The sequence below is a fragment of the Zhongshania sp. genome, from assembly GCF_041584495.1.
Lineage (GTDB): Bacteria > Pseudomonadota > Gammaproteobacteria > Pseudomonadales > Spongiibacteraceae > Spongiibacter.
The window spans coordinates 1-12,117 of record NZ_JBFHDY010000109.1 but is presented as its reverse complement, the minus strand read 5'-3'; the positions used below and the strand labels follow the sequence as shown (position 1 = coordinate 12,117).

Sequence of the window (12,117 nt, the reverse complement as noted above, 5' to 3'; positions counted from 1 at the left end):
TGGTTTTACCGGCATCGACGTGGGCGAAAATACCAATATTTCTGTAAAGGGATAAATCAGTCATGGCGCTCTCTGTAAGCTGGGTTGAAAATAGGGCGCTAATATACAGGATATTAAGCGGATATGCCCCTATAAATGAGTTTGTCTAAATTATTTAAGTGAAATATTACGCGTTTTAGCTATCTTTACTTTGGTTTTGGTCCAATAAAGCCTGTATTTGCTTTTCTAGCTGACGAATTCGACCAGACATCTCGTCTAGCTGGGTATAGCGAACGGAGTTCCGACGCCATTTTTTAACATCTTGCTGAGGGGGGGCAGAAGCAAATACACCGGGTTCGGTATTGCCCTTAGTGACAATGGTACCACCGTGAAAATGGGTATTATTAGCAATTGAAATATGACCATTGATCGCTACCGCGCCCGCGACTGTGCAGCCTTCACCAAGGGTCGCGCTACCGGCGATACCGACACAGCCGGCGATGGCTGAGCCTTTACCGATTTTAACGTTGTGGGCGATGTGAACGAGGTTGTCGATGATTATATTGTCGCCAATGATCGTGTCGCCGAGTGCGCCACGGTCTATCGAGCAGTTTGAGCCAATTTCGACATTGTCACCGATGACGACGGCGCCGAGTTGGTGAATTTTTTGCCAGCCGCCGCGCATTGGTGCAAAACCAAACCCATCTGAGCCAATAACGGTGCCACTGTGGATAATGCAGTTTTTGCCTAGTGCTACGCCGTGGTAAATGACAGCGTTTGGATGAATCAGCGTATTGTCACCAATACTGGCGTGATCACCCACAACGACGCCAGGATAGAGTTTAGCGCCTGCGCCAATCGTGGCGTTTTCACCAATCACACAATTGGCGCCAATCGCAGCACTGGCGTTAATCTTGGCGCTGGCCGCAATCACAGCCGAGGGGTGGGCACCTGAAGCCAACACCGATAAGGATTCAAAGAGAGCTGAAACTTTTGCATACGTCAAATAGGTGTTTTTAACGATGAGTTTATTACCGCTGTATTTGTCGGCAAAGTCACTGCTTAAAATAACGGCGCCGGATTTACACTGGGCAAGATATTCGGCGTAGGACTCTTGATTGACAAATGACAGCTCGTCGCTGTTTGCCGTTTGCAAGTCTGCTATGCCGGAAATGATGTGGTTTGCATCGCCCACGAGTTCGGCGTCGAGATACTCTGCCAATTCTGCCAAGCTTTTTTTAATATTGCCCATAATTCTCTCGCTGTCGGTATCCAGTGTGTGGGTTTTTACGGTGGGTCGAATACAGGAGTTAAAGCCGAAATTGCAGTGATAAACCGCGCAAAACTAGGGCATTTCTTCCGCTGGGTAAAAGACTTACCAAGGCGTCGACATCGTGGAGCGCTATTGTAAACACTGAGATCGCTTTTACACTGGTTTTTTTGGGGAAAATTTGCTCTGGCCAGCTACTGCGAGCACCGCTCTCGTCCTGAACGGTGCTTTTGCCTATTTTGGTTTACAACACGCCATTCGTGACACGAACGGCATAGAAGCCGCTATAACCAAATTTCTTTGCGCTCCGGGACAAAAGCGGGGCGGGGCATCGCCCAGTTACTGGCTGGCGCGGGTATGGTGAGGATCCGAGGTTGAACTGGGGCATTGTAATACGCAATTTCTTTTGGCTTTTCTGGATTGCGAATATCAAATATCCGTAGACCAGAGAGAATCATACTGCAGGCCGCAATGTCGGGATTGACTCGGCTGGGCGCTGAACAGTAATGTCCAGCATACCCTCCGGTGGGGTTAAATGCGCCGGGATCGTTGGCAATGGTATCTCGATTTTCAGGCTCGTGTACCGCTAAGCGTAGGTTAGATACGACCCATGGCTTAGTCTCATCAGTAATATCAATAATACGGCCTGCGCCGACAAATTTGCCGTGGGAGGCCACCAAGGCGTTGTTGCCGGGCTCGTTGCTTGAGTATTCGTCAATTTCCAGCAGGTAGGCTTTGCCATTACGGGTAAAGGGCATGGCACTTTGGGGGATAGTTTGATTTTCCCAGGAGATCTGCGCAATTTCGTATACTTGGGGGCTAGCTTTGCGCGCTTGGATTTCCGAGACATCTAAAATTAATACCCCGAAGCCATTGCCCGATGCGAGATAGGCGCGGTTGCCGTCATCTCTGAGTGATAAGCCATGAGAAGTGTAGTTGCCGGTCCATATATGTTTGGGGAGGGCTGGATCTGAAATATTCACTGCCGTCAGGGTCGGCGTCCCTGGTGACGATGAATAAAAAGTCTTGCCGTCGGGTGTTATGCCGCTTTCATGGCCGAGAACACCGACCGGCGCTGAGGATTTTAGTACTGGATTGCGGCAATCCTCAGAGAGGTCATAGACATCAACAATCCCGGGGTAAACGCCAGGATTGCCCATTACCGCCGCGAGAATGCCTGCTTGCTGAGAAACCACGACTGACTCGTGAGGCGACAACATTGCCGGCGTAACTAAGCGAGCGGTCATCACCGGGTTAGTGGGGTCAGTCATATCCAATACATTTACCCCGGCATCCATATCAAGGACGTTGCTTGGGTACAGTAGGGTACTGTCGTAGTAAGCGCACTCCCGGCCGGTCTTGTCGACATAGCGCTCAACTTTGAAACCGCCGACGGTGCCAACCGCATTCAGCGTAAAATACGAACCCACTAACTCAGTGTTGCAAGTGAAGCCGAGTTCAGCAAGGCCAGCATCATGATCGGCCTGGGACACGCGGCCTTGTTTTCCTGTTTCGAGACGAGAGCCCGCGCCGCAAACCGCGCGCTGAGTGCTTGGGCTATCAACGACCTGCGTAGAGGGGGGCTGCGCCATTGTTTGAGTTGCATGCCGTTAAGCTACTTGTTGCGACGAGCATTACGCTTAAATAGATACAGTGCTTCATTATTAAGCTCCCTTGGGGCTTGGTAAAACTAGGTGTAAAAACCCGCCGACTTAGTCTATTGCAGTGATGCTAATAGCGGCCAGTATGGCTTGTATATGATCAATTTCTTTGGATTGATCGAGTACTATTTGCGCGGCGATTTTTCGCACCGCAGGTAATTTGGCTTGTGTGGCAGTATATTCAGCCATAGGAATGCTACCTTGGTGGTGGGCAAGCATTAAACGCAAAAACAACTTGTCCCGCTCTCGTCCGGCGAGGCACCGTAATTGAGCGATGTCGTCATTGCTCGCAATACCGGGCATGCCTGCCGGCGACTGGCGGCAGACGATTAAATATTGGTTTAACCGTTCGTCTAAGGGCTTGTTGCCGAGTAACATCCAGTTCATTTCTGGTGTGGCAGGCAGGAACGCTTGATTCCATAATCTGAGCCAGCCCTGCATTTCGCCCAGTTCGCGCATCTGGCTATTGGCGATCGCCCGCACCATGGCCTCTAAGCCGGTAGGGCGATCATCTAACAATAATTGCGCGATCGTGATGGCTTGGCAACGACATCCTCATAGGTGGTACCGGTAGCGGCATGTTGATCGGTGGTACTGGCACGGACATCTATATATTCAGTAGTGACACCCTCGAAGACGGGGATCTGGACATCATTCACGATATCGACGGCGACGGGTTGCTGCAGCTTAACGGCGAATCGCTAGATCTCTCTACCTTGGAGAATAATGGCGGCAATGTGTGGAGCACCGAAGACGCTAGCATACGAATGACCCGGGACGGTGTTGTCAGTGGTAGCGGTGACCTGCTTATCGCGCTTGATCGCAGTAGTGTGACTAACTAAATAAAAATTAAGGATTTTCAGAACAGCACTTTCGGTATCACACTCCCCGATAGTGAAGACTTGGTGCTGCCTGATATTACTACCGCAAGTACAATTAACGGCACCAGCGACGATGATAATCATAGCGGTACCGAGGCCAATGATGCCATCAATGACGCCATTGACGGCCTTGGGGGCGACGATGTTATCGACGCCGGTACGGGTGACAACGGTGTTGATGGCGGTGTCGGTGACGACCATATTATGGGTGGCGATGGTGAGGATTCTCTGCTCGGCAACAACGGCAACGATTTTTGCTTTTCCGAATGCTCGGCCTCAGTGATCGGCGCTCTTTGCTATCATTAGCTGAATCGCTATGGCATCGTGCATCAAAAGACCGGTTGGAGCGGGTGAGTATTGCTATGAGTGAGAAAATTGTAAAAATAGCGGACGATTTCTGGAATATTCGCGGTGAGTTCAAAATTGGTGGCCTGTTAAATATTGGCACCCAAGCATCATTGCTGCGCTGCGCGAGCGGCAAGTATGTGTTGCTAGATGCCTACACGCTAAATGCTTCCCTCAAAGCAGAAGTCGACGCTTTGACTTGTAACGGCGCCGATATTGAAGCCATTATTAACTTGCATCCGTTTCACACCATGCATGTTGCACAGATGCATGAGCAGTACCCAAAGGCGCGACTGTACGGTACCCAGCGGCACCTGCAGATATTTCCAAATTTGCCCTGGCAGCCAGAACTGACTGAGTCAGCTGGGTGTGCAGCATTGTTTGCGCATGACCTTGAATTCTCTATCCCCGCTGGGGTCGATTTTATTTCTGATAATGAGCATCTGCATTTTTCGTCAGTGCTGGCGTACCATAAATCGTCTAAAACGATCCATGTAGATGACACGCTAATGTACCTACCGCTACCGGGCTTATTGGGGAAATTGAAAAAGCCTGAAGTTAGTTTTCATATCACACTGGCAAAAACCTTAGAGAAGCGAGCGGGCGCGGCTCGCGATTTTCGCGAATGGGCAACACAGTTGAGTGAGCGCTGGGCCGACGCAGAAAACCTCTGTGCGGCGCATTCAGCGCCCTTGCTTGCTGAGCCGAATTCCGCGATGGCCCACCGAATACGTCGAGCCTTACAAAAGACTGAAAAGGCATTGCGGGCGCATGAGAAAAAGTACCCTTGAGCGGGGCGGCAGCCTTTGGCTTTTAAAGGGTGTGCTGTTACGGGCAAAGACGTTGCCTTAGCCCTGATTCACTGAGGTCGTGGCATTTCGCTTTAGTTGTATGCCCGTATAAATGCCGCCAACGAGGATGCCACTGACAAAGCCCCACCAGTGCGATTCAGTTGCGACCCTAATGCCAATTAAATTTGCAGTGAATTGCGGCTGTCCTTCAAATGCCAATTTAAGGCCAAGCAAGCACAAGATGAGGCAGGCGTAGCCTGGGGTTTTTCTGAGTGCAGTGATGCTATAGCTGGCGACTAGACCGTGGAGTACTGCCGAAAAGCCGACGTAATAAAGGAGCTGCGACTCAAATACATACAGTAACAGGCCGGTTAAAAAAGCAATAAACATGCTTAGGCTGCAAAGTGTTCGCGTAGAAAAATTGTCGCCGATCAGGAGCAGTGCGACGCTAAGCCCAATGCTATTGAGTAATATGTGGTTGCTATTGTTGTGAACAAAGTGGCCGGTAATGAGTCGCCAAAATTCCCCGTTTCCAATTTTTGTCCTATCCCAGGCCATGTCCCAGTAAAGGTGGCAGGCCTGCGTGGCGGTTAATAAAGCTAGGACCGCGATAATTCGCAGAAAAGTGAATTGGCCTACAGAGGTTTTTTTAAATAAAGCCATTGTTCACCGCTGTTTATGATGGGGCGTCGCGGCGGTTGGCGACGGCGGTATAATATAGCGCGGCGGAAGACATGTTGTATCGAAGCCTATTGATTTTAGCAAGCGCGGTACCTGCCGACAATTGCCCTTGTTGACCTTTCCAGCGATACAGCATGTTGCTAGTCACACCTAATGGTTTAGACGCTTCAACCACTGAGTGGTCCTGGTCACGAATCAAGGTAACGACTTCTTCTTTGAATTCTTTAGAGTACTGCTTGTGACTGCGTTTCTGTCCCATAATGACACACCAATAATTGACGGGTATTGTCTCTTATTAAAGGGTCCGCTTCATTCAATCAGAACACACAGTACGAATACAGCGAAGGCATGCATCTGCCTGATAATGTGTCCGTTAATGTCGAAGCCCTAGCAAACCAGGTAGAACAAAGTGATTTCAAAGTGTGTCGGCGACAGATGGCAGCATTGCCATTACATTTGTTGAGGTTTACGCTAATAAGGTCATTCACGGATGCTTAGCGATACGGATTGAGGCGTTTTGCTGCTCTAGCTCATGTGACAATCTGCGAGCTGGCTTTTGATCTGCTCATTGGTATTGCCGAGGGCAAGCGATAGCAGTGAGAAAGCGTATAAGAAGTGCGATTGTACATCTTTGTAAATGCAGCCCCCGGCGTCGATAAGGGCTCGGCTGCTATCGTAAGGGGTTTGTATATATCCGCTAGGGAAAGCGCTTAATAGAAAGAGTGTTTTATCGGCGTGTTCGCGCAGGTGTTCAATAAGGTCGTTGTAGTCCGCGCCATAGGGGCCTGTTCCGCTGTGGTATAGCTGGATGACGACGATGTCTCGGCCCCTTGTGACGGCTTGGAGGACGCCTTTGTCTATGCCGGGGTAGAGCGTTATGCAGCATATTTTGGCTTGGGCTGCTTTGATGGCCTTTTTGTCAGGTAGGCTGGCAGTTTTAATTTTGGGGTGTGTTATGCCCTTGCTGGATATGGGGTTGGATAAGCCATATTTGGGGGAATAGCTTGCAAGTACATTATTGTATAAGGCACCAAAGCATGAGTCATCAAAGCTCATGGGCTTAACGTCGAAGCCATTGAGTATTCTGGCCTCACTATTGCTATCGTTTGATCTGAACGCGACAAAAACGCCACTTACTGGATGGTTTGAGGCGGCAAATTCTAATGCGGCTAAAAGGCTCAAAGCGGTGTCTGAAGACGGGTTGTCGGGTGAGTAAAATGCGCCGGTAAAGCAAATTTTCTTATTCCATAAATGTCCTAAGGCCACGGCTGCTGATATTGTATAAACTAAAGTGTCGGTCCCGTGAGTTACAACGATACCGCTTGCATCTGTTGCGCAGGCTGTTTGGATACTCAACAGAATATCTAGCCAATCACTGGGTGCTAATGCTTCAGAATTTTTATTTATTGACGATATGACTTCAATGTCATAGCCCAGTGTGTGCTTTGCTATTTCTATTTCTTCGGCAATTTTGTTTGCAGATAGATCTACCGAGACAGCGCCAGATTGCAGGATGGAGCCTATCGTTCCTCCGGTGGTTATAACGACAATCTTGTTATTCATTTTGTTCACCAAATTACTATCAGTTGATACCCGCCGAGCGCTATATGTCCAAAAGTTAGTAGCGATACCGTTGGCAGTGCTTAATTAAGACACACCACGCTGGCAAGGTGTTTGGTCCTTCGTCTTGACGTTGGCAGTTCAGGGCCTCATAAGTAAAGAATGCGTAAACTGCATAGAATTGCGGCTATTCTCTCACAGTACGTCGAAGCTGTTAGCGAGATTTTGTCGAGTGTTATGTAATGTTGCCCCGCAATGTCAAAAATACGTCGTCGGATTTTGACCTTGCAGGGGCATTCAGCGCTAAGGGCTTGTTGTTTGGTCACGACTCTTAATTGAAGCTGCAATTTAGCTTGGGAGCAGTCAAATGAGTCTGCCACCTTTTGAGCTGAGTGTTAGTCGTTTTATCGATGCCCCACCGGACACTGTGTGGCAGGTGATGATTGAGCGTTTGTTAGAGTGGTGGTGCCCTAAACCGTGGCCTACGGAGGTGATCGACTTAGATTGGCGCGCCGGTGGCCGCGCTGCGCTGACAATGTGCGGCCCTGATAGCGAGCGGGAGCTTACTGAGGGCGTCGTACTTGAGTTCACACCGGGTGTGCGCTTTGTGTTTGCGGACGCGCTTACCGTCGATTGGCAGCCACGTGATGCCTTTATGATTGGTCGTTTCGAAATTAGTGCACAAGAGCAGGGTACGCGCTATACCGCCAGTACGCGACAATGGAACGAGGCCGCGATGAAGCGGCATGCGCAAATGGGGTTGACTGAGGGCTAGGCGGTGGTAGCCGAGCAATTGGCCGCTTTGGCGGAGGCCTAATCTCGCGATCAATAGTCGGAGCGGCTGCGCGACGGAGCCGCGAGTTTAAGCCGCTTGCTTTTGGCTTGTGGCCACAATTGGTCTGTTTGTCGCAGTTTGGCTTTTGCCTTTTAAGGCGTAGCAGTTGAGGCCGGCCATGTGAACTTTACGTAAATAGTGTTCCCAATTTATTGCACGGGCATCTACCGGAAACAGCGCTTGATCTGCGGGCCCCATGCGCTTGGCTAAACCGATGAGCTTGTCGTTGTGGAAGGTATATTCTGGTTCGGTATAAAACGAGAATATAGTCGATAAGTTTATGGCGGCATCAAGGTTGCGGCGGGCTTTGAGACTTCGCTTCCAGCCTAGCTTGCCAAGGGTTTGACTGGCAATAAGCAGTACAAAACTCATGCACAAGGTAATAGCATTAAACAGGCGCTTATTCACTGCAATAAATGGTTTGCGAGGACGCCGTGCAAACAGTTTGTCGTAAGCTCCATGGTTTTCTTTGGCCTCGGCCATTAAATGGTCGATAAACGTGCCTAGCGTGAGTGGGTTGGCTCCGCCGCTGCAGCATTGATAAACGTGATGGTTGCCCGGTGTTTTCAATTGTTCTGCGAGTGAAAGTAGAATGCTGTTAGCCACTAAATCGGCGGGAATAACGTCGATAACGCCACTGCGTTTGCCGGGGAAAAAGCTTACTTTTTCTTTGGCGTAGGCGAGTAAAATCGCGTCGGCAACCTTCACGCCTTCGATCCAACCCGGTGCCGGTTCGTTTAGCGTGCTTTCAACAATTGACGGTCTTAAAAGGGTGAGTGAGTAACCCCTCAGCGATTTTAAAAGAATTTGCTCGCCCAGCCATTTAGTAAAGGTGTAAGTATCATTCCAGCCTAGGGCATTGGCTTCACGAATACCGAGGTCAATCAGTTGGCTTTTAAGTTCTTTGCCTTGGTATTGGCTGTGTACATCAGCAATTTTTGATTCTAGTTCTTCGATTAAACTGCACACTTCGAAGTAGCCACTTTTGTGTTGAGTGAGTTCACCGCGTGTTGGTTTCACCACGGTTTCGTGAATAGGGCCTTTGTTGAAGCCGTTAACGTAGCAGGTTGAGACTTGTATAACGGGAATATTGCCTGCGATATCTGACAACTCGACAATATTACGCAAGCTGTGAGTGTTGATCGCGAGGGCGCGGTCGAGCTCCTCGCGAAAATTGACACTGGCGGCGCAGTTCACTATCGCGTCGATTTTACCGGCAAGTACACGGAACTCGCTGCGTGGTAGACCAAATTGGGGCTCGCTAATTTCACCGCTTATGCAGTGAATACGATTGTCGCAAAAGTCGTTAAAGTAGCTGGCAGAGTTGAGTTTTAAATGCTCAAAGACCGACGATGTGGCTATTTCATTGGCAAAACGGCTACCCGCATTGGCGTGCTTTTTATTGCCGCGAATGACTAAGTAGACGCCGCCAATACCGGGGACGGTACGCATGATTTTTTCCAGCATGACCTTGCCAACAAAGCCCGTGGTGCCGGTAATTAAGACGTGCTTTCCTTTGAGGAGTCGCAAAGTCTGGGAGACGTTACTGCTAGCGGTGTCCATGTGTGCTTCCTCGTTCAGTGCTTTATTGCTGAATTAGCGATTCGTGAAGTGCTTTGCCTTAGTATCTTAACGGCAATACTTGACCCTAGTGTTACAGCAGCGAGGCAAGTTATTACTAACGCTATTGGTTACGTTAATGCATCAAGTAAGCCAAGTTCGTGTGGCAGTAATTATTTGCTTGATTAGGTGCTTGGCGAGGTTGATACACTTTTGGGGGCAGCTAACGTCGTCGAACATCGTGTGCTACGCAATGCGTTTGATCGAATATTTTCGCTTTGCCGCACCAATCTTAAGCGCGCAACGCTAAATTGGTGCATGCGCTGCACCTGATACGATGCGAAGCAGGTAGTTTGTTGAGTAAATGTTGTCATCGACTTGTTCAGGCGGGATTAAGTTAATGGTGAGCATACTGCTGCCAACGTAAATAGGAGCTCTACTATGAAACTACTTCCTGCTATGACGTTTGCCACGCTTGTTGCACTTCCTAATTTTGTCCTTGCAGAGCATGAAAGTGGTAGCCCTTATCGCGGCGGCCCGAGTATGTATGTGTTTGGCGGACTCAGTGCGACAGAGTACGATTTTGAAGCGTCGGATTTTCGTTACAGTTTTGGTGATGGCTCGCTGTCGGATGTCCAAATAGATAATGAAACGAAGGGTCTTCGATTTGGTGTGGGCTTTGGTTTTAGCCCTGAGCTGGCGCTAGAAATGGGGTTTGTTGACCTAGGCAAGTTAACGGCCAGCGGCGTTTCTGATGGTTCGCAAGTTTTGAATAATGGCTATAGTGCTGGGCGCGTGGATATGGACGCCGATGTTGATGGCGTGTTTTTAGGGGTAAAAGTGTATACCCCGGCTCACGAGCCAATGGGCGCGTATGCTCGGTTTGGGGTTTATGCTTGGGAGTTTGCGGGTACCTTGGAGGATACCAGTCGTAGTGGTAAATTTTCGGTAGAAGGTACAGACCCCTATATTGGTATTGGGCTACGCTTTGCGGTAGCCCGTAATGCTGACATACAAATAGGTTACGACCACTATGTGTTGGATGATGACGAGTCGGTGAATATGTCGGCCAACACCTTGTCTGCGGATTTTGTCTTACGTTTTTAAACGATTAAGTTAATTCAGGCGGCGGCAACCCGGGGGTTACCGCCGCTTTTTTTTACGCCATTTATGCACTAGGTCGAATGATATTTGTTTATATAAGCGGGTATTTAGCCGCGTTTAGCGTTGATGTTGTGCGGTCCAATTATGCACATTTTGTAACAGGACATTGCTGCCTTAGGCCGGTATAGTGTGGCCCATTGCAAAATGTTATCGGAGAGGACATGGCGGATTTAAGGTTTACTTTGAACGGTCAACAGCAGGCCTTAAGTGTTGATGAAGGTACGCCGCTGTTGTGGGTGTTGCGTGACCATCTGGCCATGACCGGCACCAAATTTGGTTGCGGTATGGGGCTGTGTGGCGCGTGTACCGTGCATTTGGACGGCAGCCCAATTCGGAGCTGCAGTTATCCAGCTGAATTTATCAATGGCCGTGAGATTACTACCATTGAGGGGCTTGGGGCGGCGGACGATCGTTTGCATCCCGTTCAGCAAGCGTGGTTGGAAATGAATGTTCCCCAGTGCGGCTACTGCCAGTCGGGCCAGATCATGTCGGCCGTGGCTTTGCTCGCTAATAACAAGGCACCTAATGACGCTGAAATAGATGCCGCTATGTCCGGTAATATCTGCCGCTGTGGCACCTATCCGCGGATTCGCAAAGCGATCCACCGCGCGTCAGAGCTTGCCGTACAGCACTATAACCCTGCTGAAACTGTTAAGGAGAACGTGTAATGACTCTCTCTAGACGCAGTTTTATTAAAAGCGGCGCGGTGTTGGGCAGCGGCTTGGCCATTGGGTTTAACCTTAGTGGCTGTGCTAAACCAGAATACCCGCATTTTTCGGCCACAGATTTACAGCCCAATGCCTTTTTGCAGATTAGCCCCAGTGGCGACGTGATTTTGCAATTGCATAAGTCCGAGATGGGTCAGGGTGTGTACACCGGAATGGCAACCATGGCCGGCGAAGAGCTGAATATGGAGCCGGGCCTGATTACAGTGCAGCAGGCGGAGTTTCATCCGGATTTCCGCGACCCTGAATTTTACGTCATGATTACTGGCGGTAGCTCGTCGATAAAATTGAACTACAGCATAGTGCGCGAGGCGGCAGCCACGATCGCGGCAATGTTAAAGACCGCGGCCGCCCAGCATTTATCACTGCCGGAATCGGCGCTTACGCTTAAAAATGGTAACGTCGTCTACGCTGGCGGCGAGGTGACATTTGCCACCTTGCTGCCGATTGCCCGGGGCCTCCCGACCCCGACCGAGGTGAAACTCAAGTCGCCACAGGATTTTCAGTATATTGGTCGTCACAACCAGCGCTTAGATGCCTTGGCTAAAGTGACCGGTAAGTCTGACTTCGGAATCGATGTTCAATACCCAGAGGCGTTAACCGCAGTGTTACTGCGCTGCCCGCAGTTTGGTGGTAGGGTCAAGCGCTTTGACGCAAGTGAGGCG

At 49.8% G+C, this 12,117-nt stretch carries 14 protein-coding genes; 7 read left to right on the top strand and 7 right to left on the bottom strand.

Going from position 1 to position 12,117, the window contains the following annotated elements:
* Nucleotides 1–175 precede the first annotated feature (175 nt).
* The 3 genes from lpxD to ABYP33_RS14860 form a co-directional block, all read right to left on the bottom strand.
* Nucleotides 176–1,231: a UDP-3-O-(3-hydroxymyristoyl)glucosamine N-acyltransferase gene (gene lpxD / locus ABYP33_RS14870; protein ID WP_373091947.1), complete on the bottom strand. Its 1,056-nt coding sequence runs from the start codon at nucleotides 1,229–1,231 to the stop codon at nucleotides 176–178.
* A gap of 302 nt (nucleotides 1,232–1,533) precedes the next feature.
* Nucleotides 1,534–2,841 carry an LVIVD repeat-containing protein gene (locus tag ABYP33_RS14865; protein ID WP_373091946.1) on the bottom strand — a complete coding sequence of 436 codons (1,308 nt, stop codon included), beginning with the start codon at nucleotides 2,839–2,841 and terminating at the stop codon, nucleotides 1,534–1,536.
* A gap of 120 nt (nucleotides 2,842–2,961) precedes the next feature.
* Complete coding sequence (locus tag ABYP33_RS14860) at nucleotides 2,962–3,441, bottom strand: DUF305 domain-containing protein (protein WP_373091948.1); 480 nt, start codon at nucleotides 3,439–3,441, stop codon at nucleotides 2,962–2,964.
* Nucleotides 3,442–3,488: 47 nt separating this feature from the next.
* Here ABYP33_RS14860 and ABYP33_RS14855 point away from each other — a divergent pair, with 47 nt between their 5' ends.
* The 3 genes from ABYP33_RS14855 to ABYP33_RS14845 all read left to right on the top strand — a co-directional run bounded on the left by ABYP33_RS14855 (nucleotide 3,489) and on the right by ABYP33_RS14845 (nucleotide 4,927).
* A complete protein-coding gene (locus ABYP33_RS14855) occupies nucleotides 3,489–3,752 on the top strand; it encodes a hypothetical protein (RefSeq protein ID WP_373091945.1) in 264 nt (87 codons plus the stop codon).
* A 63-nt stretch (nucleotides 3,753–3,815) separates the two neighbouring features.
* Nucleotides 3,816–4,097 carry a hypothetical protein gene (locus ABYP33_RS14850; protein ID WP_373091944.1) on the top strand — a complete coding sequence of 94 codons (282 nt, stop codon included), beginning with the start codon at nucleotides 3,816–3,818 and terminating at the stop codon, nucleotides 4,095–4,097.
* Nucleotides 4,098–4,153: 56 nt separating this feature from the next.
* Nucleotides 4,154–4,927 (top strand): hypothetical protein, encoded by a 774-nt coding sequence (locus tag ABYP33_RS14845; RefSeq protein WP_373091943.1) that lies wholly within the window; start codon nucleotides 4,154–4,156, stop codon nucleotides 4,925–4,927.
* Between the two features lie 57 nt (nucleotides 4,928–4,984).
* Here ABYP33_RS14845 and rrtA read toward each other — a convergent pair whose 3' ends face one another.
* From rrtA to ABYP33_RS14830, 3 genes are all read right to left on the bottom strand, one after another.
* Complete coding sequence (gene rrtA / locus ABYP33_RS14840) at nucleotides 4,985–5,590, bottom strand: rhombosortase (RefSeq protein WP_373091942.1); 606 nt, start codon at nucleotides 5,588–5,590, stop codon at nucleotides 4,985–4,987.
* A gap of 13 nt (nucleotides 5,591–5,603) precedes the next feature.
* Nucleotides 5,604–5,867: a transposase gene (locus ABYP33_RS14835; RefSeq protein ID WP_373091941.1), complete on the bottom strand. Its 264-nt coding sequence runs from the start codon at nucleotides 5,865–5,867 to the stop codon at nucleotides 5,604–5,606.
* A 266-nt stretch (nucleotides 5,868–6,133) separates the two neighbouring features.
* The gene (locus ABYP33_RS14830; protein ID WP_373091940.1) at nucleotides 6,134–7,171 is read right to left on the bottom strand and encodes an asparaginase domain-containing protein; all 1,038 of its coding nucleotides are present in this window, start codon (nucleotides 7,169–7,171) and stop codon (nucleotides 6,134–6,136) included.
* Nucleotides 7,172–7,535: 364 nt separating this feature from the next.
* Here ABYP33_RS14830 and ABYP33_RS14825 point away from each other — a divergent pair, with 364 nt between their 5' ends.
* Nucleotides 7,536–7,943, top strand: coding sequence for an SRPBCC domain-containing protein (locus ABYP33_RS14825; protein WP_373091939.1), 408 nt, complete (start codon nucleotides 7,536–7,538; stop codon nucleotides 7,941–7,943).
* Nucleotides 7,944–8,030: 87 nt separating this feature from the next.
* Here ABYP33_RS14825 and ABYP33_RS14820 read toward each other — a convergent pair whose 3' ends face one another.
* A complete protein-coding gene (locus ABYP33_RS14820; protein ID WP_373091938.1) occupies nucleotides 8,031–9,566 on the bottom strand; it encodes a fatty acyl-CoA reductase in 1,536 nt (511 codons plus the stop codon).
* 438 nt (nucleotides 9,567–10,004) lie between these two features.
* Between ABYP33_RS14820 and ABYP33_RS14815 the strand changes: the two genes are divergently transcribed.
* From ABYP33_RS14815 to ABYP33_RS14805, 3 genes are all read left to right on the top strand, one after another.
* On the top strand, nucleotides 10,005–10,670 hold the full coding sequence (locus ABYP33_RS14815; protein ID WP_373091937.1) for an outer membrane beta-barrel protein: 666 nt from the start codon (nucleotides 10,005–10,007) through the stop codon (nucleotides 10,668–10,670).
* A 218-nt stretch (nucleotides 10,671–10,888) separates the two neighbouring features.
* Nucleotides 10,889–11,395 (top strand): (2Fe-2S)-binding protein, encoded by a 507-nt coding sequence (locus ABYP33_RS14810; protein WP_373091936.1) that lies wholly within the window; start codon nucleotides 10,889–10,891, stop codon nucleotides 11,393–11,395.
* On the top strand, nucleotides 11,395–12,117 hold a 723-nt coding region (locus tag ABYP33_RS14805; protein ID WP_373091935.1), incomplete at its 3' end, for a molybdopterin cofactor-binding domain-containing protein. The genes ABYP33_RS14810 and ABYP33_RS14805, both read left to right, overlap by 1 nt.